Annotated in this window: 25 protein-coding genes and 1 tRNA gene; 15 read left to right on the top strand and 11 right to left on the bottom strand. The window is 36.8% G+C overall.

What is annotated here, in order from left to right; translation table 11 throughout:
- The first annotated feature begins 83 nt into the window (after window positions 1–83).
- Window positions 84–350 (top strand): hypothetical protein, encoded by a 267-nt coding sequence (locus tag HNP81_RS02070; protein WP_182501395.1) that lies wholly within the window; start codon window positions 84–86, stop codon window positions 348–350.
- A gap of 56 nt (window positions 351–406) precedes the next feature.
- On the opposite strand, the gene HNP81_RS02065 is transcribed toward HNP81_RS02070, so the two are convergent.
- The 5 genes from HNP81_RS02065 to HNP81_RS02045 form a co-directional block, all read right to left on the bottom strand.
- Window positions 407–892, bottom strand: coding sequence for a spore coat protein (locus HNP81_RS02065; protein WP_182501394.1), 486 nt, complete (start codon window positions 890–892; stop codon window positions 407–409).
- Between the two features lie 138 nt (window positions 893–1,030).
- A complete protein-coding gene (locus HNP81_RS02060) occupies window positions 1,031–1,276 on the bottom strand; it encodes a hypothetical protein (RefSeq protein ID WP_182501393.1) in 246 nt (81 codons plus the stop codon).
- 156 nt (window positions 1,277–1,432) lie between these two features.
- Entirely contained in the window at window positions 1,433–1,858 is a 426-nt protein-coding gene (locus HNP81_RS02055; RefSeq protein WP_182501392.1) for a GNAT family N-acetyltransferase, read from the bottom strand.
- Window positions 1,859–1,860: 2 nt separating this feature from the next.
- Window positions 1,861–2,382, bottom strand: a complete 522-nt coding sequence (locus HNP81_RS02050; RefSeq protein WP_182501391.1) for a YjcG family protein — start codon at window positions 2,380–2,382, stop codon at window positions 1,861–1,863.
- A gap of 106 nt (window positions 2,383–2,488) precedes the next feature.
- The gene (locus tag HNP81_RS02045; protein ID WP_182501390.1) at window positions 2,489–3,214 is read right to left on the bottom strand and encodes an alpha/beta hydrolase; all 726 of its coding nucleotides are present in this window, start codon (window positions 3,212–3,214) and stop codon (window positions 2,489–2,491) included.
- 477 nt (window positions 3,215–3,691) lie between these two features.
- Between HNP81_RS02045 and HNP81_RS02040 the strand changes: the two genes are divergently transcribed.
- Window positions 3,692–3,763: transfer RNA gene (locus HNP81_RS02040), tRNA-Val, on the top strand.
- A 196-nt stretch (window positions 3,764–3,959) separates the two neighbouring features.
- On the opposite strand, the gene HNP81_RS02035 is transcribed toward HNP81_RS02040, so the two are convergent.
- The 3 genes from HNP81_RS02035 to nagA are packed head-to-tail and all read right to left on the bottom strand — an operon-like array spanning window position 3,960 to window position 6,620.
- Window positions 3,960–4,685, bottom strand: a complete 726-nt coding sequence (locus tag HNP81_RS02035) for a GntR family transcriptional regulator (RefSeq protein WP_312859638.1) — start codon at window positions 4,683–4,685, stop codon at window positions 3,960–3,962.
- Complete coding sequence (gene nagB, locus HNP81_RS02030; protein ID WP_182501388.1) at window positions 4,678–5,433, bottom strand: glucosamine-6-phosphate deaminase; 756 nt, start codon at window positions 5,431–5,433, stop codon at window positions 4,678–4,680. The genes HNP81_RS02035 and nagB overlap by 8 nt, the downstream gene beginning before the upstream one ends.
- Complete coding sequence (nagA, locus tag HNP81_RS02025) at window positions 5,430–6,620, bottom strand: N-acetylglucosamine-6-phosphate deacetylase (protein WP_182501387.1); 1,191 nt, start codon at window positions 6,618–6,620, stop codon at window positions 5,430–5,432. Before nagA ends, nagB begins: the two co-directional genes overlap by 4 nt.
- A gap of 187 nt (window positions 6,621–6,807) precedes the next feature.
- Here nagA and HNP81_RS02020 point away from each other — a divergent pair, with 187 nt between their 5' ends.
- From HNP81_RS02020 to glpK, 3 genes are all read left to right on the top strand, one after another.
- The gene (locus HNP81_RS02020) at window positions 6,808–7,158 is read left to right on the top strand and encodes a hypothetical protein (RefSeq protein WP_182501386.1); all 351 of its coding nucleotides are present in this window, start codon (window positions 6,808–6,810) and stop codon (window positions 7,156–7,158) included.
- 246 nt (window positions 7,159–7,404) lie between these two features.
- Complete coding sequence (locus tag HNP81_RS02015; protein WP_028393102.1) at window positions 7,405–8,739, top strand: FAD-dependent oxidoreductase; 1,335 nt, start codon at window positions 7,405–7,407, stop codon at window positions 8,737–8,739.
- A 358-nt stretch (window positions 8,740–9,097) separates the two neighbouring features.
- Window positions 9,098–10,588, top strand: a complete 1,491-nt coding sequence (gene glpK, locus HNP81_RS02010) for a glycerol kinase GlpK (protein WP_182501385.1) — start codon at window positions 9,098–9,100, stop codon at window positions 10,586–10,588.
- A 136-nt stretch (window positions 10,589–10,724) separates the two neighbouring features.
- Here the strand turns inward: glpK and HNP81_RS02005 are convergent, their stop codons facing one another.
- Both HNP81_RS02005 and HNP81_RS02000 read right to left on the bottom strand, forming a co-directional pair.
- Window positions 10,725–11,705, bottom strand: a complete 981-nt coding sequence (locus tag HNP81_RS02005; protein WP_182501384.1) for a DMT family transporter — start codon at window positions 11,703–11,705, stop codon at window positions 10,725–10,727.
- A gap of 439 nt (window positions 11,706–12,144) precedes the next feature.
- The gene (locus tag HNP81_RS02000; RefSeq protein WP_182501383.1) at window positions 12,145–12,597 is read right to left on the bottom strand and encodes an RrF2 family transcriptional regulator; all 453 of its coding nucleotides are present in this window, start codon (window positions 12,595–12,597) and stop codon (window positions 12,145–12,147) included.
- Window positions 12,598–12,769: 172 nt separating this feature from the next.
- Between HNP81_RS02000 and hmpA the strand changes: the two genes are divergently transcribed.
- The 5 genes from hmpA (at window position 12,770) to HNP81_RS01975 (ending at window position 18,730) form a co-directional block, all read left to right on the top strand.
- On the top strand, window positions 12,770–13,984 hold the full coding sequence (gene hmpA / locus HNP81_RS01995) for an NO-inducible flavohemoprotein (protein ID WP_182501382.1): 1,215 nt from the start codon (window positions 12,770–12,772) through the stop codon (window positions 13,982–13,984).
- 455 nt (window positions 13,985–14,439) lie between these two features.
- The gene (locus HNP81_RS01990) at window positions 14,440–14,838 is read left to right on the top strand and encodes a cytidine deaminase (protein WP_034302089.1); all 399 of its coding nucleotides are present in this window, start codon (window positions 14,440–14,442) and stop codon (window positions 14,836–14,838) included.
- Window positions 14,839–14,999: 161 nt separating this feature from the next.
- Entirely contained in the window at window positions 15,000–15,404 is a 405-nt protein-coding gene (locus HNP81_RS01985; RefSeq protein ID WP_182501547.1) for a GNAT family N-acetyltransferase, read from the top strand.
- 477 nt (window positions 15,405–15,881) lie between these two features.
- Entirely contained in the window at window positions 15,882–17,429 is a 1,548-nt protein-coding gene (gene pruA / locus HNP81_RS01980) for an L-glutamate gamma-semialdehyde dehydrogenase (RefSeq protein WP_182501381.1), read from the top strand.
- 386 nt (window positions 17,430–17,815) lie between these two features.
- Window positions 17,816–18,730, top strand: coding sequence for a proline dehydrogenase family protein (locus HNP81_RS01975; RefSeq protein ID WP_182501380.1), 915 nt, complete (start codon window positions 17,816–17,818; stop codon window positions 18,728–18,730).
- 83 nt (window positions 18,731–18,813) lie between these two features.
- Here HNP81_RS01975 and HNP81_RS01970 read toward each other — a convergent pair whose 3' ends face one another.
- The gene (locus tag HNP81_RS01970) at window positions 18,814–19,599 is read right to left on the bottom strand and encodes an SDR family oxidoreductase (protein ID WP_220478463.1); all 786 of its coding nucleotides are present in this window, start codon (window positions 19,597–19,599) and stop codon (window positions 18,814–18,816) included.
- A gap of 214 nt (window positions 19,600–19,813) precedes the next feature.
- On the opposite strand from HNP81_RS01970, the gene HNP81_RS01965 reads away from it, so the two are divergent.
- From HNP81_RS01965 to HNP81_RS01945, 5 genes are all read left to right on the top strand, one after another.
- A complete protein-coding gene (locus HNP81_RS01965; protein ID WP_182501379.1) occupies window positions 19,814–20,794 on the top strand; it encodes a Gfo/Idh/MocA family protein in 981 nt (326 codons plus the stop codon).
- A gap of 623 nt (window positions 20,795–21,417) precedes the next feature.
- Window positions 21,418–22,821, top strand: coding sequence for a C40 family peptidase (locus HNP81_RS01960; protein ID WP_182501378.1), 1,404 nt, complete (start codon window positions 21,418–21,420; stop codon window positions 22,819–22,821).
- Between the two features lie 216 nt (window positions 22,822–23,037).
- A complete protein-coding gene (locus tag HNP81_RS01955) occupies window positions 23,038–23,475 on the top strand; it encodes a hypothetical protein (protein WP_182501377.1) in 438 nt (145 codons plus the stop codon).
- Window positions 23,463–23,753, top strand: a complete 291-nt coding sequence (locus tag HNP81_RS01950; protein ID WP_028393089.1) for a YxcD family protein — start codon at window positions 23,463–23,465, stop codon at window positions 23,751–23,753. The genes HNP81_RS01955 and HNP81_RS01950 overlap by 13 nt, the downstream gene beginning before the upstream one ends.
- Before the next feature lie 462 nt (window positions 23,754–24,215).
- The gene (locus HNP81_RS01945; protein ID WP_182501376.1) at window positions 24,216–26,135 is read left to right on the top strand and encodes a heavy metal translocating P-type ATPase; all 1,920 of its coding nucleotides are present in this window, start codon (window positions 24,216–24,218) and stop codon (window positions 26,133–26,135) included.
- Window positions 26,136–26,190: the final 55 nt, after the last annotated feature.

The raw sequence follows: 26,190 nt of genomic DNA, 5'->3' as shown, positions 1-26,190 counted from the left end.
CTTTAAACGATGGAAGTGTGGAGTGGGGCATGAAAGAAATCGAATAATAAAAAAGATAAGAGGTGAGTAGGATGGGGTACATCATGCCAATTACACAATTTGAATATATTCAATATACAAATAGAATGGTTACAACGAAAAAAGAAGCGGTAAAATCCGTTGGGGGAATAAGTCCAATCTTGCCCCTCTCTTTATTTCAGCAACTTGATCAAGAGGAAGAAAAGCAGATTGAAAACATTATTCCGACTAAATATTCCTCCTCTTATAAAATACAAGTACCTCAATATGTAGTAGAGCAAATAACAGCTGATTTAACAGGTAAAGGAGGACTATTTAATCAAAGAATCTAGGGAACACAAAAAAAGGACACGACTGTGTCCTTTTTTGTATTTCGATTATTTGATTCTTATAATACGTCTACTTCAACGATTAGAGCAAGCAATAATTGAAGCAATAGCTGAATGTTAACGGCAACTTGAGCATCAGTCGTTACAACTTCAACGTCACGAGAGTTCTCAATAATCGTTTTTTGGCGTGAAATTTGGCTGATTTTAGAAGATTGAAGCAATTCTTGTGTAATTCTTTCGGCACTTTCGCTGCTGCCAACAGTGATGCTAACAATTACAGCAATAGCAGCTTGTAAGGCGGCTTGGAGAGATAGAGCTGCTTTTACATCAGTTGAAGTTACTCGAACATCACATGAGTCCTTGATATATACAAGCTCTTCGGACAGTTGGTACTCCACATTCTCTTGTCTTCCTTCTTGCTCGATGCCTCCACGACGATGATCGCAAAACTCTGCTAATGGATGATCAGAACGAGAATCTAAAGCTGACCATCTGTTTTCGCTATTTCCGCAAGAATTGCTTGTGCGAAATTCATTTTGATTCATTTCTTTATCCTCCTTTTATTTGGGTCCCTATTAAAATATGCGGTTCGAGAAACGATGTTTGGACGAATATATCAATGCAAACGTCTATTTTTGAGAATTTTCTGTTTGTGAAATTTGCAAGAACTTAAGGGAGGCTGCTCACTTTTCCCCATCATATACATTCGTGATTGGATTAACGTCTTCTTCGGTAATCTGATTCTGGTTGTTAATAAAAGACTGCGATTGTTTCTGAAGCAATTCGACGGTTTCCTTTAGATTTTTCTTCTCTTTTTCAGAAAGATCGATGGAATCTTTTTTGAAACCGTATTTACGTAAAGTCCTTGATACTAATAATTCCATTAATTTTTTATGGGAATCGTCCAAATTCAGTTCTTTTTCACTCACAAAAATTCCTCCTTTTCGTTTCATACAATACATTATGAAAAAAAGGGCGAAATGGCAGTGTTAAATGTGGAATTTTTTAAAAAAGTTTTTGGGGGATATGAAGGAAGATTTTGATGTATTAAGAAAACCCCGGAATGTCAGTATCCGGGGGGAGGTTTATATATCTTTGATCATAGTTCGGTGAGGAATGCCTGCATCCATAAATTCCTCAGATGCTACATGGTATCCCAAACGTTCATAAAAAGGAATGGCTTGCGTCTGTGCGTCCAGTTTTAATTTTGAAAGATCTTGCATTTTTGCATAGTCTTCAATCGCATTCATAATCGTTTGTCCAGCGCCGTTCCCTCTGAACTCAGAGAGAACACAGATCCTCTGTACCTTCCCAATACCGTCTATAATACGGAAACGGCCGTTGCCGATAGGTGTATCCCCTTCATTAAAGAGGAGAAAATGGGCACAATCATCTTCATATTGATCAATTTCCTCTTCAAGTGGAACATTTTGTTCCTCTACAAATACTTTTTTACGTATAGAATAAGCAAGTTCTCTCTCTTCGGTGTTAGTAACCATTTTTACATTCATTATTATTTTTCCTCTTCTCCAAGCCTAAAAGTTTCATATACAGTCCATGAACCATTCTCTAACTGATAAAGAAGATGGAATCTGTCTACTTCTTCCTCGTGTGTAACGTCAAGCATTCTAATCTGACCTAATACATCGGAATGTTCATCATCTGAAAGTTTTTGGCCAATTGTAATATGTGGAACAAAAGCATATGGAGATGGACCTCCGAAGAAATCAGCATGGTTCATTTCATTATGCAAACTTTCAAGTTCAGTGTTTAATTCAACTTTAAAAAAAATCGTGTTGTTGACGGGTTGAAAGGTACTTGGTTTCACTACATTTAATTTAAATGGCTTATGGGATTTGGCGATGTTTTTTAATTGATCTGCTATTGTTTCAATTTCTGCTTCAGTTGCTTCAAAATTGTACTTAAGCGTAAGGTGAGGTGGAATTAGCGCATAGTTTGGGTCGTAGCGTTTACGGTACGAGTTTACTTTATCTTGAAGTTGTTTAGATGGAAAAATAGCGACGCCATAGTTCATAAAGATACCTCCCAGTTTGACACTGAATTTTTTAAAAAATCAAGTTATGAAATCATTATAACAAATATTTATAAACTTCGTCATCTTCAAAAAAGGTTGATTAAGTTTAGAGCATTTCCATTAAAGCTCGTTTTAAATCAACTTGCCAATACTTCCACGTATGTTTACCATCAAATTCGTCGTAGAAGAAAGTAAATCCTTTATTCTTGATAAGAGTATTTAACTCACGGTTCGGTTCAATGAAGTTGGTTATGTGTCCGTCAGTAGTTGGAACTTCTGTTTCTCCTTTGCCGATTACGTGGTAAAGCTCAACTAATTGCGGCTCTTTAAACTCTCTAACAGCATTCATCACATCATCATTTACAAAAGGTGATTGGAGAATACACTTTCCAAAAGTGTGAGGATACTTTAATGCTGTTAGCAAAGAAATAGTTGCTCCAAGTGAATCGCCAATCAAAACTCTCCCTGAACCAATTTGATATGTAGGGAACTCTTCATCTAAATACGGAGCTAACTCATGTGCGAGAAACCGTATATAAGCTGCATGCAGTTCGCCATCAGGGTGATATTTCTTTCTCCGGTCTTGTACATCGCGATATGGGATCCCTACAATAATGAGATTTTCGATGTCGCCGTTATGAAGTAATTCATCTGCTATTCGTCCAATTCGCCCCATTTGAAAATAGTCCCGGCCATCTTGGGCGATGACAACTGTATATTTATTTAACGGAGAATAGTTGGACGGGAAATAAATGAGCAGATCAAGCTCTTCATCCAATGCCTTGCTTGTAAACTTCCAATCCTTAATCGTTCCTTTTGGCTGATTGACCAAAATAACACCCCCTGAATAAAATAATTGAAAGGGTTTACCGAAATATTTTATCACAATTATCAATTAATATCTTCTTTAATGGTATGAAAATGAGATACAACGGTATTGGACATAGTTAATTAAAGGAAATCAGGAAGATGCGTGATCATCATCTACATAATAGTTTATGGGAATAAACGTTTATTATGTCAGAAAAGCAACAATAATGAGTTGTTTATTAAGGCTCTGTTAAACTTGCCTGTTGATTGAAACGGAAGGCGTTTATTTTCTGCGGGCAGCCTGTGCGCCAGTGCGGTCTTCCTTTGACTCGCTTTTCCTACAAGAGTCTCATGCCTTTCGCTCCAATCAACATAGTGCCAAAATCAACAATGACCTTTAACATAGATTATAAAAAAAACGATTGACTTATTCCCATAGAAACGTATAATAGAATATATACTTAATAATTAGTTTTTTATATAATCTTATCATTCTTACGATCTGATAGTTCAGCGGGAGAATACGTCCTTGACAGGGACGGGGTCGGGGGTTCGAATCCCTCTCAGGTCATCAAAATGGCGGGAGTGTTGCTTTGACAACGCTCCTGCCGTTTTTTTGTTTAATAATTTGATGATTGAAAAAAATAAGGGCTGTCCCCAATAGGGGCAGACCCGCAACTATAGGATAAACTAAATGAATAATACACTACATTTTGATTTAGAGTGCGAGGTCTGATTCTGAAACTCACTACTTATTGAAAATAATATCAGCGTCTATTAATTGTACAAGTGAATTTATACCGATCTGCTCGATAAGACGATTTTACGAATTCAAGCGGTCGGCCATCTTCTAAATAAGTCGTTCGTTCAATTAGTAAAATTGGCGAATGTTTAGCTATCGATAAAGATGCTATTTCTACATCTGTTGCAATAGTAGATTCTAACGATTGCGTTGCATAGCCGATTTTAAGTCCAAGATGGTTCTCGACATATTGATAGATGGAATAGTTGATAATCTCAGCTGTTAATCCTTTTATTAAATCGGCAGACATATAGGCAGTTTCAAGAGCCATGGGTACATTGTCCGCCAAACGAATTCGGATAATCTCATAAATTGGTGCATTCGTTGTTACGTGTAATTGACTTGCAATCTTCTCGCTTGAGGGAATCGTATCGAGACTAAGCAGTTTGCTGCTTGGTGTCATGCCACGAGCTTTCATCTCTTCTGTAAAACCGGTTAAGCCTAAGAGTTGTTGTTCTAGCTTTTTTTCTGCGACAAATGTTCCGCGTCCCTTTTGGCGATATAAGTATCCAGTATTAACCAAATTATTAATAGCCTGACGAACCGTCATTCTACTAATTTCCAATTGCTCTGCAAATTCACGTTCAGATGGAAGTACATTGTGCGGGAGTAAATCACCTGCATCTATTTGCCGTTTAATGCTTTCTTCAATTTGGTAATAAATTGGAATTGGAGAGCTTTTATCAATCACGAGAAGCTGATCCTCTTTGGACGTGTACTTTAGATAATGCATCTTGATCAGCAATAATCGTAACATTTTGATGATTTTTCAGGATAGAAGCTGGAAACTCCTCTGTTATATCTCCATCTATTAGTTGTTTAAGGGCCTCTGATTTTGCTACCCCAGATACTAGGAGGATAATTTCCTTACTTTTCATTATTGAGGCAATTCCCATTGTTACAGCCTGTGTTGGCACTTCATCAATTGAGTTGAAATAGCGAGCATTTGCTTCAATTGTCGATTGTGCAAGGTCAACAACTTGGGTTTTTGATGCAAAGGATGTACCAGGTTCATTGAAGCCGATATGCCCGTTTTGTCCGATGCCAAGGATTTGTAAATCGATTCCGCCCATTTTATCAATCATTTCATCATAACGAACACATTCTTCTTGAATGTTTTCTGCAGTACCATTTGGAAGGTTCGTGTCTTCTTGATTAATATCAATATGATTAAATAAAGTGTGAGCCATGTAGTAATGATAGCTATTCGGATTAGTAGAGCTTAAACCGATATATTCATCTAAATTAAATGATTTTACTTGTTCATACGATGTATGATTTTCTTTATGATCGGCAATCAATCGATCGTATAGCCCTTCAGGCGTCCCACCAGTTGCAAGGCCAAGCTGGATTTGGGGATTCGTTTTTACTTTTTCGATTACAATATCTGCTGCTTTTTGACTCATTTCTTGATAATCTTTTACTTGTATAAGTTTCATTGTGCATTCTCCTTTGTGTAAGCTAATTTTCCTCTGCAAAAAGTCATTTCTACATCTAAATCTTCGTTCAAAATAACTAAATCTGCATCTTTACCAACAGTAATACTCCCTTTTCTATTGAAGAGGTTAAGTTGTTTTGCCGGATTTGCAGCCGTCATTTTTATGATATCCTCCATTGTACAATTCGTGTACATCATCATATTTTTAATAGCATCATTCATTTTTAAAATACTACCTGCCAGCGTCCCGTCTGCAAGGGTTGCAGTTGTTTCGTTCACGTTCACTGGTTGACCACCTAAATCATAGGTTCCTTCTTTAAGCCATTTGGCACGAAGTGAATCAGTAATTAAAATCATGCGATCACTTGTAATTTGATTATAAGCGAGTTTTACCATTTCAGGGCGACTATGAATACCATCTACAATAATCTCAACAAATAGTTCATCCCGTAAATAGGCAGCACCTAACACACCTGGCTCGCGATGATGCAAACCACGCATCCCATTATAAAGATGAGTAATATGAGATGAACCAGCTTGAATGGCTTGGTCAACTTGTTCGTAAGTGGCATCTGAATGTCCAATTGAAGCTACTACTCCTGATTCTTTTAAAGCAGCCGTTAGTTCTAAGCCGTTTGGCTGTTCAGGTGCCAATGTGACAAGTTTAATTTGATTTTGTGCGATGTCTTGCCATTTTTCAAATAAGGAAACGTCAGGATCAATAATATGAGAAAGCGGCTGTGCCCCTTTTCGAATCGGAGCAATAAAAGGTCCTTCTAAGTGAATTCCTACCACTTCAGCTAAAAGATCCTCTTGATTTACTATATACTTGCCAGCATTACACAACGCTTGTTCGATGGCTTCTGTTGATTGCGTCATCGTTGTTGCTAGGAAACTGGTTGTTCCCTCTTTTGGAAGTGTCTGCGCCATGGTTGTCAAAGCAGTGCTCGTTGCATCCATTGCATCTGCATTAGCAGCACCGTGAATATGTAGATCAATAGCTCCGGGAATAACTTGATAAGCGGGAGAAAGCTTGATCACTTTGGTGCTGCCATCTTGTTTGTATTGGCTGAAAGGACCTACTTCTGCAATTTTTCCATCAACCACTCTGATATAACCATTTTTATACGTTTCGTTTTCACAATAAACGGTTAAGTTTACAATGGTGAATGTTGAATTTTCCTTCATACCTAATCTCCTTTGTGAAAGCCCTTTTTCGTAAAGTTTGATTCAGAACTGTTACCTGTTTTAGTGTATCGTTAATATTTATAGTTGTCTATACCAATTAAAGGTGTCTCTTTTTTTATGCATCTTCTTACTGATAAACTTGAATAGAATATTTGAATGTAAAGCAACGGCTAAGCGATCAATAAGTTTGATATATGTATGGAAAAACAAAAAACTGCCTGTCTCTGGAGGAAACAGGCAGCATGATGCAGGTGAGTTTTCTAGATTAAGTGAATTAGAAGAAGAAGGGGCAGAAACAACATCTTCTGCATCTGTTGTGGCATCTATCGTCAAATCTATCGTCACATCTGTTGTGGTGATGATGATGATGTTCATGATGATGTCGATGATGTCGATGATGTCGATCACGGTCACGGTCACGGTCACGGTCACGATCACGATCACGGTCACGTTCACCGCGAACATCGTTGTCATTCCAATTATTATTGCAACTCATTTAGTTTCACTCCTTTATTTTGTAGTACATGGTATCTTATGAATGCATCGGACATGATGTATAGGTTAGTCCCTATTTTTACAGGAAATGTACATTTGTTGATATACTGAAGAGTCCGCAATAGTATCGCTTTAATTTTTTTGCATTGTACAGTTAAAAATATACAAATTACCTAAGTTGCATTTTCAAAAAATGTTTAATATAATTGCAATATAAAGTTTGTGAACTTTTTCACAATATATGTGAATAATTTCACAAAAGATGTTCACACTATTAGGAGGCGTTATTATGAAAGTAGCGGTAGTTGGATGTACTCATGCTGGAACAGCAGCAATTAAAAATATAGCAGCATTATATCCTGAAGTGGAAATTACAGTGTATGAGAAAAATGATAATGTATCATTTTTATCTTGCGGTATAGCTCTTTATGTCGGCGGAGTAGCGAAAGATCCAAATGGCTTATTCTATTCTTCTCCAAATGAACTCGCCAAGCTCGGAGCCAATATGAAGATGAAACATGAAGTATTGACTATTGATACAGATAAAAATATTTTAATCGCTAAAAATCTAGACACAGAAGAAATATTTGAAGACTCGTTTGATAAATTAGTTATGACTACAGGTTCTTGGCCGGTTATTCCGAACATTCCTGGAATTAATCAAGACAATATTGTATTATGTAAAAATTTTCATCATGCTAATCAAATCATTGAAAAAGCTAAACGAGCAGAGAAAATCGCTGTAATTGGCGCTGGGTATATCGGTGTTGAACTAGTCGAAGCATTTGAAGTATACGGGAAAGAAGTAACCTTTATCGACGGCGAGGATCGCATATTAAGCAAGTATTTGGACGCAGAATATACAGATATGATTGAAGCGGAATTAATCAATCACGGTGTGAACATGGCATTGAATCAAACTGTCACACATTTCGAAGGAAAAAGTGGAAAAGTAGCAAAAGTAGTCACTACAAAAGGAGAATACGAGGCAGACCTTGTGATTCTTTGCGTAGGTTTCCGACCGAATACTGATCTTTTAAAAGGGCAAGTGGATATGCTGCCAAACGGTGCGATAAAAGTTAATGAATACATGCAAGCAAGTAAAGAACAAGTGTTTGCAGCAGGAGATAGCTGTGCGATCATGTACAATCCGACTAAACAGCATGCTTATATCCCACTCGCAACAAATGCTGTCCGTATGGGGGCTTTAGTGGCGAAAAATTTATTAAAACCAACAATTAAATATATGGGAACACAAGGAACTTCAGGCTTGCATATTTATGACTATAATATGGCTTCAACTGGGCTTACTGAAAGTGCTGCAAAACTTGTAAATATGAATGTGAAAAGTATCACAATTAAAGAAAACAATCGACCAGAATTTATGCCAACATACGAAGAGGTCATGTTAAAAGTAGTTTATGAAGTAGGAACTAACCGTATCATCGGTGCCCAAGTCATTTCTAAAGCGGATATGACACAATCGATTAATACGATATCTGTTTGTATTCAAAATGAAATGACGATTGAAGAACTGGCCTATGTGGATTTCTTTTTCCAACCGCATTTCAATAAACCGGTGAACATTCTGAATCAAGCAGGCTTACAAGCCATGTCAAAGTAATAGATAATTGAAGTTTGCATTCTTGTAGTAATAAGGAGCTTATGGAGAAATCAATTTCTCTATAGGCTTTTTTTATTTTGTGGATAATTAAATAGGCTACCAGCATGTAGTATAGGAATTTGGTGTAATCCTTTATGAGTAGACAATGTAAAGTATTTTTAAGGTGTTTGCAACGATTAGTAGGATATTAGTTGTTGTTTTTCAAAAAGTTAGCAGTGAAAGTGAAATTTTAGAATTTTTTGATCTATGATTATTGTATGCTGGGTATGATTAGAATGAACAAATGCTTTTTTGAAAAAAGATAATTATAGGATCAATTTAAAGAAGTTGTAGGGAGAAATAAAGGGGGCGATCGTACATGGATAAGTTTATTTTATCTATAGACCAAGGTACAACAAGTTCAAGAGCGATGATATTTAATAAAAAAGGGGAGATCATTCATATTGCACAACAGGAATTTAAACAATATTTCCCGAAACCAGGTTGGGTTGAACATGATGCGAATGAAATTTGGGGATCCGTTCTTGCGGTCATTGCGAGTGTTTTATCTGAATCCGGCGTAAAACCAGAGCAAATAGCTGGGATTGGGATTACGAACCAAAGAGAAACAACTGTAGTATGGGATAAAGAAACAGGAAAGCCTATCTACCATGCAATTGTGTGGCAGTCACGCCAAACAAGCGATATTTGCGATGAATTAAAAGTATTGGGACATGACGATTTAATTAGAGAAAAAACAGGTTTATTAATTGATGCTTATTTCTCCGGCACGAAAGTAAAGTGGATACTCGATCATGTTGAGGGAGCAAGAGAGAAAGCGGTAGCAGGAAATCTGTTATTTGGAACAATCGACACATGGCTGATTTGGAAATTGTCTGGTGGTAAGGCCCATGTGACAGATTATACGAATGCTTCACGTACTTTATTGTTCAATATATATGATTTGCAGTGGGATGATGAACTTCTTGAAATTTTAACGGTTCCTAAATCTATGCTTCCGGAAGTGAAGTCTTCGTCTGAAGTGTATGCCAATACATTGGATCATCATTTCTTCGGTAAGGAAATTCCGATTTCAGGTGTGGCAGGAGATCAGCAGGCAGCTTTATTCGGTCAGGCTTGTTTTGACAAGGGAATGGCGAAGAACACTTATGGAACTGGATGTTTTATGTTGATGAATACGGGAGAAAAGGCGGTTCGATCAGAAAACGGGCTCCTTACAACTATTGCATGGGGACTAGATGGAAAAATCAACTATGCCCTAGAAGGCAGTATATTTGTAGCAGGGTCTGCCATTCAATGGTTACGGGATGGTATGAGAATGTTAAAAAATGCTCAGGACAGTGAGTGCTATGCAAAACGAGTAGATAGTACAGATGGAGTATATATAGTCCCAGCATTTGTCGGTTTAGGAACACCCTATTGGGACAGTGATGTACGTGGAGCTGCATTTGGGATTACCCGAGGAACTCGAAAGGAGCATTTTATAAGAGCTACTTTAGAATCATTGGCCTATCAAACGAAGGATGTCCTTGAAGCGATGAAAGAAGATTCAGGCATTGAATTAAAGACACTGCGCGTCGATGGCGGTGTTGTGAAAAATAACTTCCTCATGGAGTTTCAAAGCGACTTGTTAAATGTTCCGGTTGAACGATCTATCATTAATGAAACAACCGCACTCGGAGCTGCATATTTGGCTGGTTTAGCAGTTGGGTATTGGGAAAACCAAGATGAAATTGCTAGACAGTGGGGGATAGATCAAGCATTTGAGCCATCAATGGATCATAAAAAAAGGGAAGAATTATACGAAGGCTGGAAAAAGGCAGTTCATGCTGCAATAGCGTTTAAATAATTTTCACAAAAAGCATCTATGATCGTCTGCTCTAAAACTAAAGTATAAAATTCAGGGCCCTTAACTAGAATTGAAACTTGTCATTCTAGTAAGGGGTTCTTTTCTGAATGGAAATGAAAAGCCAATATAATATATATTAATGAATCATGCTATCGTTAATATTGACTGGCTTTGTGTCTTTTTTAGAATGGGAAGCAAAGCTATGAAGGACCATACCAACTACGACTATAATAATACCAATCCAAGACAAGTTGGAAGGTAGTGCAATGGATAAGAAAATTACTTCTCCAAGAAGTGTGAAAAGTACCTCCATTGATTGTGTTGCTTCAACAGCTGCTAACTTCTGCATATTGCCTCTAACTAAATCGGTTGCTTGAAAAAAGAGTACGGTTGCGATTACTCCAGATGTAACGGCAACTAAGACAGATTGAGTGGTCTGTGCTTTGCTAGGAACTCCGACAGTTATTAATCCGTAAATAGAAAGTAGTAGCCAAAATGGGAGACTGGCTAACGTCATACCTAAAACTCGCTGATAGGCATCGAGACGATTTTGACAGACATCCATCATTTTTCGGTTTCCGAGCGGATAGGCAAATGACGCAACTAATACCGGAATGATACCTAGAATAAGTGTCGGTGTAGAAATTGTACTCGCTTGTTCCAGTTGAATAAGAATGATTCCTAGTAAAATAATGAATGAAAGCATCAACCCTTTTAAAGGGATTTTTCCCCGTGTTTGTACAATTCCATTCTTTGTTTGAAGCGTTTCTAAGAATAGGGGGCCAAGCAGCATTCCGGAAATGATGGTAATTTGCCAGGTTGCTGCGATTAACCAGCCTGGAGAATAGGCAGAAGCAAAGCATAGTGGCGCATAAAATAATCCAAAGCCGACAAAGCTCCACAACAGCCATGTTTTAGGCTGTTCTTTCATTGCCTTAAGAAGTGGTCGAAGATTTTTTCTAGAGATCACTATGATTAGGAGAAAGGGAACCATAAAGATGTAGCGTAGCGATGCACTCCAAATCCAGCTCCCACCAGACAATTCCATCGCATGATTTAGGACAAAAGTAAAGGCAAAAAAGAATGCTGCAAAAATACCTAATAAAATCGGCTTCATGGTATTCACCTCATTTCAATGGTTTACTCGGCGGTTATCTTCTATTAAAAAGATAAGTGTTTGATAGATTATGTGGTATTTTTTATCTTAACATAAATATATTGAAGATTGAGGTGGTTTGCAATGCAATATTTCGTAGAGTAAAACGGATAAATAATAGTAAATTTTCGGTTTTACACGTCATACAAAACACCTATAGCGTTAAAACACCACCCATTTACCATGAAGGATAAATCCTATTGCACGCTACACTCCGCTAAATACAATAGTGGCGGTGCGGAGCCAGGATTTGGATGCTTTCTCGATTAATTGAGTATACCCGATAAATAGTCTGGTTGTATTAGTAAGTCACGAAGCCCCGCCCCAAACCTTCATACGAAAAAAAGCAACACTTCTCTTTTGAAACATAAGAGTTGTTGCTTTAGAGGATTCGATTACATTAATCTTTATGATTTATTGCCTGATCAAAGTATTCTCTAAGGACTAGCTTATTCATGACCATGTCTGAAAGAGTATACTGATCAAGCACAGAAAAGAATGCTTGCAGGGCTTCATTAAGCATGTGTTTAAGTGAACAAACAGGTGAGATTACACAGTTATTTCCCTCACCATTAAAACATTCTACGAGATAAAAATCTTCCTCTGTTTTTCGTACAAGTGTCCCGATATTAATTTCTTCGGGGTTTTTGTCGAGCCGAATGCCCCCATTCCGTCCTCGTACGGTTTCGATATACCCCATTTTCCCGAGATTATAAATAATTTTCATTAAATGGTTACTGGAAATCGAATAAGCTTCCGAAATTTCTTTAATGGTAACTAGTTGATCCGGTTTGTTTATTGCCAAATATAATAATACCCGTAACGAATAGTCAGAATAACTGGTTAATCGCATCTTGGTAATCCCTCACTAAAATATGATGTTTACATCTTAGCATAATTGTGACAAATTAATAAACATTTGAACTTTGGATGTGAAAAGAAGTATTTAAAGTATTGCTTTAGAAAGGTTCACAATTTATTATAAAGATGTATTTATAATATTAGTTTTGAGAGGGGCACAAAATATGTTAACTCAACAGACAAAAGATATCGTAAAAGCAACTATCCCTGCATTAGAAATGAAAGGTGTCGAGATTACGACAATTTTTTATAAACATTTATTTGAAGATTATCCACAATTACTAAATATTTTTAATCAAACGAATCAAAAGAAAGGTCGCCAACAAACCGCATTAGCGAACACCGTGCTTGCAGCAGCCAAACATATTGACAATCTAGGAGCGATTATCCCGGTTGTAAAACAAATAGCTCACAAACATCGCAGCTTAACTGTAAAGCCTGAACATTATCCAATTGTAGGAAAATACTTATTAGCAGCAATTAAAGAAGTATTAGGCGATGCTGCAACTGACGAAATCTTACAAGCGTGGGGAGAAGCATATGGCGTGATTGCTCAAGTCTTTATCGACATAGAAAAAGAAATGTATGAAAACGCGACAAACCAAGAAGGTGGTTGGCTTGATTTTAAAGATTTTATTATTGTTGATAAAGTGAAAGAAAGTTCGGTTATTACTTCATTTTATTTGAAAGCTAGTGATGGTAAAGTTCTGCCGGAGTTTCAACCAGGACAGTATGTGACCATTCGAATCAAAATTGCTGGAGAAGAATATTTAGTGAATCGTCAATACAGCTTATCTGCCGCACCTGGAAAAGATAGCTATCGAATTTCTGTCAAAAGAGAGTCTATGCCAAACACTCCAGAAGGAAGAACATCAAACTTCTTGCATGACCACATGAATGTTGGCGATCTAATTGAACTTACAGCACCAGCTGGAGAATTCACCCTTAATCTTGAACAAAATACACCAGTTGTTTTCTTAAGCGCAGGTGTTGGAATCACACCTTTTATGAGTATGGTACATGCGATTAGTGATAAACAGCCTGAGCGAAATGTAACATTTGTCCATGCTTCACAAAATGGAACAGCACAAGCATTTAAGGAAGAATTAAAAGCAATAAAAGAGTCTATTATCGACTACCGCTTATCTTTCGCTTATTCTGATCCAAGTGAAGAAGATATGAACGAAGAGTATTTTGAAAAAGCGGGCTATGTTGACGCTGAAATGTTAAACCGTCTTGAAGTGGACGATAAAGCCAATTATTATATTTGCGGACCAGTTCCGTTTTTACAAGCGATGTTAGGGTTATTGAAGGATCGTGGATTAGCAGAAGAACAAATCCATTTTGAATTTTTTGGACCAGCTATTCAGTTGGGATAATATATGAAGGATCAAGCCTCGAATGACTATGTAATAGTGACGAGGTTTGGCCCTTTTTTTTCACATATTATTCTCCACTTAACTTGTCTCTGATCGCTTTTTTAAGAGATAACAAGTTATCCGAGTAGTAGGAATGAAATAAAGTAGCGATGTTTCGCCCTTTTGGATCTGTTTATAATGAAAAGTGAAAAGAAAATGTAAACTGAAGTTGGATGAAGGAACTGTTAAGTGGTATAGAAGTTACACCACAAAAAAGCAGATTAATCGAAAGGCAAGTTTAATAGAGTCAATTGAAAAAGAGTAAATTACTAATCATTGTTTAGAGTATAAAATTCTACATATTTTGATGTTGACAAACATTTTGCAAAAATATAATATTAAAAGTCCTGCCAACTAAAAGTTGGCGTTAAGGGAACTGTGAAAAGTTCATTCTTATTTGAAAGAGGATGGATAATATGAATAAAGAGCTATTAATGGAAAGTGCACGTAAGATGAAAGCAGTAGCATATGTACCTTATTCCAAATTCCCAGTTGGAGTAGCATTATTACTAAAAGATGGTACTGTCATTAATGGAGTGAACGTGGAAAATGTTTCATTAGGTGCAACTAATTGTGCCGAGAGAACGGCCATTTTTACGGCAATAGCCAAAGGTTATAAAAAAGGTGATTTCCAGGCTATAGCTGTCGCAGGTGATACGGTAGATTTTCTTCCGCCTTGTAGCATTTGCAGACAAGTTTTAGCAGAATTCTGTTTACCTGAAATGCCAGTTTATTTAACTAACGAGAAGAAAGATATATTAGAATTGACCTTAAGGGAATTATTACCTTACGCATTCACAGATTTAGAAATGTAAAAATATTTTTATTGAATTATAGGAATATTGTTAATTGATGGTTATTAGAGGATAATTAGTTCAATAGATGAGCTAATATCCTCTTTTTTTATGCTTAAGTTAAAGGGCAGGTTTCTGCCATAAGTGGAGCAATTCATAATAACTAGGAGGTTATCGTGAAAATTGAGATTACAAAAATAGATAAGGAAAAAGCATGGAAATTGAGGCATAAAGTCATGTGGCCGGATAGGTCCTTTGACTTTATAAAATTAGAAGATGATGATTTAGGTATCCATTTTGGTCTTTTTAAAGAAAATATATTAATTTCTGTCATCTCACTTTTTATAAATAATGAAGAAGGTCAATTTCGAAAATTTGCAACTCTTCAACAAGAACAAGGTAAGGGATACGGAAGTGCATTGTTAGACTTTGTCATAACGGAAGCAAAGTACCGTGGGTTAAAGAGAATCTGGTGTAATGCTAGAAAGAATAAGGTGGATTTTTATAAAAAATTTGGATTACAAGTTACCAACTCCAATTTTATAAAAGGAGGTAAATCCTACGTTATTATGGAAAAAGATTTGTAGTACAATATCGAGGCCATTTTTTCCCGCATTAACGGGCAGTAAAAACCCACCTCAAGAATTAGAGGACGAAGAAGCATAGGTGGGGTTACTGTCAGTAAAAGCCCGATTGGTTCAACAAACAATCAGTAGGGGGGAGAAACCCCTACTGATTGAAGTTTCACTTCATAGAATGATCTTTGATGATAATAAGAGCATGTTTTGATTAATCATTTTCGAAACATGCTCTTTCTATTTGTTCATTTATAAAGGTTCCATGTACTAATTTAATCAATCCTTGTTTTCAAAGTTAAACGACTGAATGAATTGTATTTGGATCATATCTATATTTTATACATTTTTATAGCCAGTCCATCGTACATATATTAGTAGGGAAAGTAATCAAATGAATGATTAGTGCTGATTTTCCTGACATGACGAAGTTAGTGTGGAACGAAAAAGAGAATATAGAAGATTGATAATACAAGGAGGGAATTAGCTGTGTCAGCCAATTATAAGCATGAACCATTTACAGATTTCTCGATTGAAAAAAATAAGAAAGATTTTGAACAAGCATTAGCATTTGTCCAAACAGAACTAGGAAAGGAATACCCGGTAATTATTGGGGGGGAAAGGATTAAGACAGAAGAACAAATTATCTCATATAATCCTGCGGTTATCGATGAAGTAATTGGTACTGTTTCAAAAGCAAATCAAGCACTGGCTGAAAAAGCTATGCAGACTGCGCTCTCCTCTTTTAAATCATGGAGCAATCAAAATCCAAGCGAACGTGCTACCATATTATTTCGTGCAGCCGCGATTATTCGCCGTCGCAAGCATGAATTTTCTAGCTATCTCGTAAAAGAAGCAGGAAAACCTTGGAGTGAGGCGGATGGAGATACTTCAGAAGCAATTGATTTCCTCGAATATTATGCACGGCAAATGATTGAACTTTGCAGCGGCAAAGAAGTACAGAGCCGAACGGGAGAAATCAATCAATATACCTATATTCCTTTAGGCGTCGGTGTGATTATTTCACCATTTAATTTCCCATTAGCCATCATGGCTGGAACGGCAGCCGCTGCAATTGTTTCTGGAAATACAATTTTATTAAAACCAGCGAATACAACGCCTGTGATTGCCGCGAAATTTGTAGAAGTGCTCGAAGAGGCTGGTTTGCCAGCTGGTGTCATTAATTATATACCTGGAAACGGAAGTGAAATTGGCGATTATTTAATTGATCATCCAAAGACACGCTTCGTAAGCTTTACTGGCTCTCGTGAAATAGGTTGTCGGATTTATGAGCGTGCAGCAAAGGTTCAACCCGGGCAAATTTGGTTGAAACGTGTAATCGCTGAAATGGGCGGGAAAGACACAGTTGTAGTAGATCGTGATGCAGATTTAGATCTTGCAGCTGATTCCATTGTCAAATCTGCATTCGGTTACTCTGGACAAAAATGTTCAGCAGGCTCACGGGCAGTCGTTCATCAAGATGTATATGATGAAGTGTTAGAAAAAGCAGTGGCATTAACACAAGGAATAACAGTGGGCAATCCAGAAAAATTGAGTCATTATATGGGGCCAGTTATTGACCAAGCTTCATATAATAAAGTTATGAAATATATCGAAATTGGTAAGCAAGAAGGGAAGCTAAGAGTTGGCGGTGAAGGAGACGATTCAAAGGGATACTTTATTCAACCTACCATTTTTTCTGATTTAGATGAAAAATCACGTTTAATGCAGGAAGAAATCTTCGGGCCTGTAGTTGGTTTTTGCAAAGCGCGTGATTTCGATCATATGATGGAGATTGCGAATAATACAGATTATGGTTTAACAGGTGCATTGATCTCTAATGACCGTCACCATATCCAAAGAGCCAAAAAAGAATTTCATGTTGGAAATCTGTATTTTAATCGAGTTTGTACCGGTGCTATTGTTGGATATCAGCCATTTGGCGGTTTCAACATGTCAGGGACAGATTCAAAGGCTGGAGGTCCAGATTATTTGATTTTGCATATGCAAGCAAAAACAATGAGCGAAATGTTATAAAGTGAAACATCCGTTAGTGACGGGTTTTTCGCTAACGGTTAGTTGAACCAATCTGGCATGTACGGCCAGTTTTCTCTAATCAAATTGCGCAAATATATCTACATAAAATCGTAGAATGGAGAAGTTACTGTCCGTTAATGCGGGATAAAGTGAAACTTCCGTTAGCGATGAGCTTTTCGCTAACGGTTAGTTGAACTAATCGGGCATGTACGGCCAGTTTTCTCTAATCAAATTGCGCAAATATATCTACATAAAATCGTAGAATGGAGAAATTACTGTCCGTTAATGCGGGAAAAAATCGTCTATAAAGCAAATGGGTGGCACCGGGGCAAATTTGTTACCCATCTAGAACTTCTCAGTAACATAATGATTCAAGGAGGGGCGATATGCTGGCTAATTTTTCGAAAAATTTCTTCTTAGGGGTTTCTCGAAATGTATCCTTAAACAAGGCGGCGAAGAAATGGGGGCTCAGGTTCGGTGCATCTCAAGTAGTCGCAGGTGTAACAATTGAGAGTGCCATTAAAAAAGTTCAAGAACTAAATGAAAAAGGTTTGGTATGTACTCTTGATCATTTAGGTGAATTTGTTTCAGATAGACAAGAGGCTATTCATGCAACAGAGAATAATGTGAAAACATTGGAAGCTATCTGTGCCACTGGAGTGAATAGCCATTTATCCGTAAAACTGACACAGTTGGGGTTGGAGATTGATCGAGAATTTTGTGTCCAAAATATGAAACGAATTTTGGATACTGCTAAGGCAACCAATAATTTTGTTCGAATCGACATGGAAGATTATACGCATTGCCAAATGACATTGGATATTTTGAAGGAACTTCGTGAACTATACGATAATGTTGGAACCGTAATCCAAGCTTATTTACATCGTGCTAATAAGGATGTAATGGATTTAAAAAGTGTCAATCTTAGGCTTGTAAAAGGAGCTTATAAAGAATCTCCTGAAGTAGCTTTCCAAAATAAAGGGGAAATAGATGCTAATTATTTGCAGATTATTAAAACCCATTTATTAAGTGGAAGTTATACGGCAATTGCTTCTCATGATCACGAGATTATTGCGAAAGTAAAACAATTTACCAATGAAAATAATATCCCGAAAGATCAATTTGAATTTCAAATGCTTTTTGGATTCAGAAAAGATATGCAATTGAGTTTGGCGCAGGAAGGATACACAATGCGTGTTTATATTCCGTTTGGCGATGACTGGTTTGCTTACTTTATGCGGAGAATGGCTGAGAGACCGCAGAATGTACTATTTGGCATTAAAGGTTTATTTTCGAAATAACAAAACAAAGCCTGTTAAAATCTATCTATTATAAACAGGCTTAATAGGAATCAATAATTATCGTGAAGTCGTAATTTCGGCGATTACAATAATGATTCTGCGCCGTCAATATAAATCTCTGTTCCGGTAATATGTGAAGATAGATCAGATGCCAAGAAAAGAACTAGTTCGCCAACTTGTTCTGGAGTCCCTGATTTTTGTTCTAAGGGTTGAGCCCCTTCTGGATACTCGATAGGAATTATGATATTTTTCAAGTTTTTCTCATCCGGATACGTATTGTCATCGATGTTCGTGTCAATGGCACCAGGGCAGATTATGTTAACTCGAATTTTATATTGTGCAAGCTCTAGTGCCGCCATTTTTCCGAACGCTACTTGTCCGGCTTTTGTTGTACTATATACTGAGAAGCCAAAATTTTTGAATGTCCGATTCCCATTAATTGAGCTTGTAATAATTATGCTACCGCCATTTTCTTTAAGATAAGGAATAGCGTATTTCACCGTCAAGAATGTTCCACGCAAATTCGTCTGAATTGTTTCATCCCAATCTTCTGGAGTAATATTTTCGATTGGTGCCTTCACACCATTAATGCCTGCATTCGCAAAAACAATATTAATTTTCCCCCAATTATCCAACACCTCTTTGAATGCAAGTTCCACTTGTTCAGGTTGAGATACATCTGTTTTGACAATGATCACCTCGTTGCCTTTTGATTCTATCTCTTTTTTTGCTTGAAGAGCATTTTCATACGTTCGGTCAAGCAGAGCAATTTTTGCACCTTGTTCTGCTAATCTTAAGGCTGCCCCTTTGCCGATTCCAGAGCTACCGCCTGTAATAACGGCTACTTGATTGTGCAAAATCTTTTCCATTATCATTTCACTCCTTTGATTTTTTAAGAATATTGAATCGGTTGAAAAGTCGCGAGTTACACTATATTATTTTCCATTATGTTGATAGGAGAAACATTCTAAATTACATTTGCTGTAATGTTTTTCTTACGATTTATCTTAATAAATAGCTTCATTAGCAGTTTGAAGGTACTATAAAGTAGAGTGAAGCATATGAAATTAAAGGAGTGGGAATATGATTAGATTTGGAATTGTTGGTACAAACTGGATTACCGAACGATTGTTAGAAGCTGCAGGTAAACATGACGATTTTGTGTTAAAGGCTGTATTTTCACGTACGGAAGATCGTGCACGTGAATTTGCCGCTAAATACGATGCAGATTTAACGTTTACGGATTTAAATGAAATGGCAGCAAGTGAGGAGATTGATGCAGTTTATATTGCAACCCCAAACTCATACCATTCAGAGCAGTCCATCCTGTTTATGAAACATGGCAAGCATGTTCTGTGTGAAAAACCACTTGCAGCAAATGCTAAGGAAGTAAAAGCGATGATAGAGTCGGCGAAATCTAATAATGTCGTATTAATGGAAGCGATGAAGTCGACAGTCATGCCTAACTTCCAAGTGATTCAAGATAATTTGGACAAGCTTGGAAAGATTCGCACATTTTTTGCGAATTATTGCCAGTATTCATCGCGATATGATGCTTATAAAAATGGAACAGTCTTGAACGCATTTAACCCTGAATTTTCAACAGGTGCCTTGATGGATCTAGGTGTATATACAATCTATCCGCTTGTAGCGTTATTTGGAAAACCTAATACAATCAAGGCTCAAGGATATATACTGGGCACAGGAACTGACGCACAAGGTAGTATTTTACTAGATTATGATGGGATGCAGGCAAACGTCATGTATTCCAAAATTACCGATACTACTCTTCCTTCAGAAATTCATGGGGAAGATGCTACGATGGTGATCCAGCATATCTCAAGCCCTGAGAAGATTGAAATTCGCTATCGGGACGGTTCTATCGAAGATGTCAGTATCCAACAAGAAATGGAACCGATGTATTACGAAGTTGCTGAATTTATTCAGTTGATTCAATCTAGGGAAAACGAATCAACTTTGAACGCATGGGATACTTCCTTACACGTGATGGAGATTATGGATGAGGCACGTAAACAAATTGGAGTGAGATTTCCAAACGATTAACAGGTGATCTAATTAAGAGACTTCTAATCCTTAATTACAAAAAACCCTGCAAAATACCACGCACAAATTTTAAGCTGGTAATCCTGAAAACAGGATGCTAGCTTTTTTATTTGGCTCTTTTTGTAAGGGGTGTTGTTTTTAGCAAATAACAAATTCGAGTAGATGTTGATAGTAGTGTAAAAATATTTTATAAGCAATAAAGTATACGAAAACAGCCGTTTATTTAATTCTTCCACATTAGCGAGAAAAGAAATACCTCATCGAATCAAAGTCTCCTAAACTTTTATGTGAATGGTACTAGGTAAATAGTTTTGTTAATCAATCTTTAAGTCACTTACAATAGCAGTATTTCCCAAAAAAACTACAATATTTTTGAAAAAACGCAAAAAATGAGGTTTTTTGTAACAATTGAAATATAAATGTAATGATTTTATTACCATACTGTCAAATTATGATGCTATACTCACTATAGGTAAAAAAGACGAAAACACTATATTTAGCTTTTATAAAAATAACTTTTAGTGAAAAAATAATACATAGATTTCTAGTTTCATATATATTCTCCATAATCATAGAAAGAAAGATTAATTGGCGAATTTGGCTAGAGAAGAAAGCAGGGAAAAATGATTTTGAGAAAGAAATTACTTGTATTAAGTACTACTGCAATGCTTGGTTTGGGAAGCATCGTTGCTGTACCAGCTGTTAAAGCGGAATCAATTAGTGACTTGCAAAATCAACAACAAGTTATTCAAGGACAACGTAGTGGTGTTCAATCTGAAATAAATTCAGCACTTACAAAGATAAAAACACTTCAAATAGAACAGGCTAAAATTACAGAGCAAATTTTGCGTATTGAACAAGCGATTAAAGACAATAACGCGAAAATTGACGAAACAAAGGTTCAAATTAACGAAACAAATGCAGAAATCAACAAGCTTAAAGAAGATATTGTTGCTCTTCAAGTACGCATCGAACAGCGCAATGAGGTATTGAAAGAACGTGCAGTTTCTTATCAAGAGAGCGGCGGGAATGCAAGTTATATCGAAGTGTTACTTGGTGCTACTAGCTTCGGTAACTTCATTGATCGTGTAGGCGCAGTTGCTACAATGGTAGAAGCTGACCAAGATATTTTAAAGCAGCACGAAGCGGATAAGAAAGAGTTGGAAGAAAAGAGAACGGCAGTTGAAACAAAACTAGCTGACCTTACTTCTATGAAATTAGAGCTAGAAGGTATGCTTGCTCAAATTGAAGAGCAAAAGTCTCAGAGCTTACAACTTAGTGCAAGTTTGAAAGGAAAAGAACAAGAAACAGCATCCCTAGTTGCTGACTTAAAAGAACGTGATGCAAACTTAGCAGCACAAGTAGTAAAAATCCAAAGCGATATTACTGCAGAACTAAATCGTCAAGCGGAAATTGCAGCTGCGAACAAACGTGCCGAAGAAGCAGCAGAAAAAGCAGCTCGTGAAGCAACTAAATATGTACCGAAAGAATCAACTAAGAAAAATTATAGCTCAGAATCAACTGCAACAAAAACAACTGCAACAAAAACTACTTCAAATAATTCAGCGACAAAGAATCCTAGTAAAGATACTGTCAAAGATGATGAACCAAAAGAAAGTGTGAGCATTCCACCAAGCCGAAACCTTAGTGCGGCAATTACTGCTGGTAATAAATATATCGGTAACTCTGTTTATGTATTTGGCGGTGGTAGATCGCAATCTGATATTAACAATGGCAGATTTGACTGTTCTGCATTTGTTTACTGGGCATATGCTCAAGGTGGAATCAACCTTGGTTCGGTTGGGAACACAGATACATTGTTAAATCATGGAACTCGCGTACCTGCAAGTGATATGCAACCTGGTGATATGGTATTCTTTGATACTTATAAGAAAAATGGACATGTCGGAATTTATGTTGGCGGCGGTAAATTTATCGGTTCTCAAAGTTCAACGGGTGTTGCAATTGCAAATATGTCAAGTGGGTATTGGGCAAACCATTTCAACGGACGAGTACATCGTTTTTAATAGAATATAAAAATAGGAGACAGGGATATCCTTGTCTCCTATTAATTTATCCGCATTATTAGATTTTTAAACATGAAACTATTAATATTCCAATTAAATAGTTTGAATTACTATTTCAATAAAGTGAAACCTTTTATTATTTTAATCGTATATAGTATTGTATAGAAAATTGAGGAGTGAAACCTCTTCATACCAATTTTGAATGGAGGACCATATATGTTAAAGAAAGTAATAACTGCAATTTTGACACTCACTCTGATTTTTGCTCCAGTGGGAGGCCAGTTTCTTCTGGGACAAGATGATACTGTAAGCGCTAAGTCATATAAATCTGGAAAAAGATCGTTCAATACGAATCAGGGTACAACCAACAAGAATTCCAACATCCAGAGCAACAAGAAATCTGACACTACAAAATCAAATACAAATACGAAGGCTAATCCTGTGGCTAAAGGAGGATTAATGAAAGGGATTCTTTATGGTGGAATGGCCGGCCTCTTATTTGGAAGCTTATTTGCTAACATGGGAGGGCTTGGTGCGGTATTAGGTTTTATAGTGAACTTGATTGCTATTATCATTCTCATCTCAATTATCCGACGCATCTATACCTTCTTTAAAAATAAAAAGAAAGAAAACTCTAATCCATGGAGAGGCTAAAAATTTCTGAACAAGATATTATTAATGCTATTTGCATTTATATCGCGGATAAGAAACAAGTTAGACCGGTGGAAGTAGAAGTGGAATTAATGTATGACGATGATTATGGATTTTCTGCAGAAGTTTATGTGAATGGTAGGCAGCAAATCTTAATCATGCTAAATATTATTGAAGCGTTAAGACTTTGGCTTGATCATATGCTTAATCGTGATCCATATGCAGGTATTGAACTTGTACTAGATGATAACGAAGGCATCATCGCCTATGTAAAAGAATAAGGCTGGAGGTTGTTCCAAAAGGATCTGATCCTTTTGGGACAACCTCTTTTTTATAGGTTCTTTTCATAAAGTTTGTATTTTTTAGCAAGTAACAAATTTGAGAAACGAGGCTCCTGAAACCGCCTGCGGAAAGCGAGTAATTGTAACAGAAATCAATCAAGGATAGTAGTCTAAATATAAAATAAAAACAACAAAGCATACGAAAACAGTCTTTTAATAAGATTTTTTATAATTTATCTTAAATTAGAATTATTATTATTTATTTTTTTGAATGGCTATGATAATATATAAATAATCCTAATGATTTTCACGAAAAAATACGTAATTTTACTGTTTATGAAGAAAAAATAACAATTTTGAATAATTATAAGTCAAATGATGCTGATTATCTTTCTCAATTGATTAGCGTGTAAATGAGAATTGGTATCATTGAGAATTATGACATTTAAAGGAGGAAAAAAGATGCTTGCTGAAACGAAGCACTTACAAAAACCTGCACAATATCAAACATCATGGTATGAAAAAGTACTACCACATATCGAATTAATTGCTGCTTTATTTAGCGGGGTTCTTATATTATTAGGATGGATTTTTTCGTCTGTTGGCATGTCAACTGCTTCAGTCGTTACTTATTTAGCGGCATTTGTTATTGGAGGATATGCGAAGGCAAAGGAAGGCATTGAAGATACCATTGCCGATAAAGAATTGAATGTAGAAATGTTAATGATCCTTGCTGCAATTGGTTCGGCAATCATTGGCTATTGGACGGAAGGGGCTATCTTAATTTTTATCTTTGCATTAAGTGGTGCATTGGAAACTTATACGATGAATAAAAGCCATAAAGAAATTTCCGCACTCATGGATTTACAGCCAGAAGAAGCATTGAGAATTACAGACGGAATTGAAACGAAAGTAGCTGTATCACAGCTTCGTGTCGGTGATCTAATCTTAATTAAGCCAGGTGAAAGGGTACCATCTGATGGAAAAATTAATGATGGAAAGACGAATTTGGATGAAGCTGCAATCACGGGTGAATCCTTTCCTGTCAGTAAAACAGTAAATGATGAGGTTTTTGCAGGGACGGTTAATCTTCGCGGGACGATAACTGTTGAGATTACAAAGCCAAGTAGTGAAACACTTTTTCAAAAAATCATTACACTTGTACAATCAGCACAAAGTGAAAAATCACCTTCTCAGTTATTTATTGAGCGATTTGAAGGCACGTATGTGAAAGTAGTTTTGTCTGTTGTTGCATTGATGATGTTTGCTCCTCATTTCCTGCTGGGATGGAGTTGGACGGAGACATTTTATCGAGCGATGATTTTATTAGTAGTTGCTTCCCCATGTGCACTAGTAGCATCGATCATGCCAGCAACATTATCGGCAATTTCAAACGGTGCTCGTCATGGAATCCTGTTTAAAGGCGGTGTTCATTTAGAGAACTTAGGTAACTTACAAGCGATTGCTCTTGATAAAACAGGTACTTTGACAAAAGGAAAGCCTGAAGTAACCGATCTCGTACTTCGTAAAGATGTAAATGAAGCCGATTTTTTACAATATGTAGCGTCGATTGAAAATTACTCTAATCACCCGTTAGCATCGGCCATTGTTCGCTATACAAAAAACAAGTACTCTACAGAATTATTGAAGCCAGAGAACATGGAAGATATCTCAGGATATGGTGTGCAAGCATATCTTGATGGTGTGCAATGGAAAGTAGGTAAAGCGGAATTTGTTGGTCGTGAAGAAGTGGAACAATTCCAAAATGGCATTGCATTAGATTTTGCCAAACAAGGTAAAACCATCGTTTTTGCAAAAGATAATAAAGGAATCGCAGGAATTATAACATTGAAAGATGTTGTTCGATCAGAAACAATTACTGCGATCGAAGCACTTAAACAAGAAGGCATTTATACGATTATGCTTACTGGAGACGGCGAGAAAACAGCAAATGCAATTGCATCGGAAAGTCATGTGGATGCCTATATTGCCGATTGTCTTCCTGAAACGAAAGTGGATGAAGTAAAACGGCTGAAAGAACAATTTGGTACAGTTGCGATGGTCGGTGATGGAATTAATGATGCGCCAGCGCTTGCCACGGCATCAGTCGGAATCGCAATGGGTGAAGGAACAGATGTCGCATTAGAAACAGCGGATGTTGTTCTGATGAAAAATGATCTTCCGAGGATTGCTGAAGCGGTCAAATTATCGAAAAAAATGAACCGAATCATTAAGCAAAATGTGATTTTCTCTATTACAGTTATTATGATATTAATTGCATCTAACTTCTTGCAGTTTCTTGATCTCCCGTTTGGCGTTATTGGTCACGAAGGAAGTACAATTTTAGTAATATTAAATAGTTTACGATTACTGAAGAATTAATCATACCAAGGCGGTTGCCCAAAAGGAATAACCCACACAATTACTATATCGTTGG

Source organism: Peribacillus huizhouensis, assembly GCF_014138605.1.
Taxonomy (GTDB): domain Bacteria; phylum Bacillota; class Bacilli; order Bacillales; family DSM-1321; genus Peribacillus; species Peribacillus huizhouensis.
Note: the sequence above shows the minus strand (reverse complement) of the source record. Positions and strands in the feature narration are given on the sequence as shown.

Coding starts and splice junctions, on each gene's coding strand:
- HNP81_RS01965 (WP_182501379.1), top strand. CDS start 19,814: ATGATTAGATTTGGAATTGTTGGTACAAACTGGATTACCGAACGATTG.
- glpK (WP_182501385.1), top strand. CDS start 9,098: ATGGATAAGTTTATTTTATCTATAGACCAAGGTACAACAAGTTCAAGA.
- nagB (WP_182501388.1), bottom strand. CDS start 5,433: ATGAAACTTATACAAGTAAAAGATTATCAAGAAATGAGTCAAAAAGCA.
- HNP81_RS02065 (WP_182501394.1), bottom strand. CDS start 892: ATGAATCAAAATGAATTTCGCACAAGCAATTCTTGCGGAAATAGCGAA.
- HNP81_RS01970 (WP_220478463.1), bottom strand. CDS start 19,599: ATGGAAAAGATTTTGCACAATCAAGTAGCCGTTATTACAGGCGGTAGC.
- HNP81_RS01960 (WP_182501378.1), top strand. CDS start 21,418: ATGATTTTGAGAAAGAAATTACTTGTATTAAGTACTACTGCAATGCTT.
- HNP81_RS01955 (WP_182501377.1), top strand. CDS start 23,038: ATGTTAAAGAAAGTAATAACTGCAATTTTGACACTCACTCTGATTTTT.
- hmpA (WP_182501382.1), top strand. CDS start 12,770: ATGTTAACTCAACAGACAAAAGATATCGTAAAAGCAACTATCCCTGCA.
- HNP81_RS02050 (WP_182501391.1), bottom strand. CDS start 2,382: ATGAACTATGGCGTCGCTATTTTTCCATCTAAACAACTTCAAGATAAA.
- nagA (WP_182501387.1), bottom strand. CDS start 6,620: ATGAAGGAAAATTCAACATTCACCATTGTAAACTTAACCGTTTATTGT.
- HNP81_RS01950 (WP_028393089.1), top strand. CDS start 23,463: ATGGAGAGGCTAAAAATTTCTGAACAAGATATTATTAATGCTATTTGC.
- HNP81_RS02055 (WP_182501392.1), bottom strand. CDS start 1,858: ATGAATGTAAAAATGGTTACTAACACCGAAGAGAGAGAACTTGCTTAT.
- HNP81_RS01975 (WP_182501380.1), top strand. CDS start 17,816: ATGCTGGCTAATTTTTCGAAAAATTTCTTCTTAGGGGTTTCTCGAAAT.
- HNP81_RS02070 (WP_182501395.1), top strand. CDS start 84: ATGCCAATTACACAATTTGAATATATTCAATATACAAATAGAATGGTT.
- HNP81_RS01990 (WP_034302089.1), top strand. CDS start 14,440: ATGAATAAAGAGCTATTAATGGAAAGTGCACGTAAGATGAAAGCAGTA.
- HNP81_RS02000 (WP_182501383.1), bottom strand. CDS start 12,597: ATGCGATTAACCAGTTATTCTGACTATTCGTTACGGGTATTATTATAT.
- HNP81_RS02005 (WP_182501384.1), bottom strand. CDS start 11,705: ATGAAGCCGATTTTATTAGGTATTTTTGCAGCATTCTTTTTTGCCTTT.
- HNP81_RS01945 (WP_182501376.1), top strand. CDS start 24,216: ATGCTTGCTGAAACGAAGCACTTACAAAAACCTGCACAATATCAAACA.
- HNP81_RS02015 (WP_028393102.1), top strand. CDS start 7,405: ATGAAAGTAGCGGTAGTTGGATGTACTCATGCTGGAACAGCAGCAATT.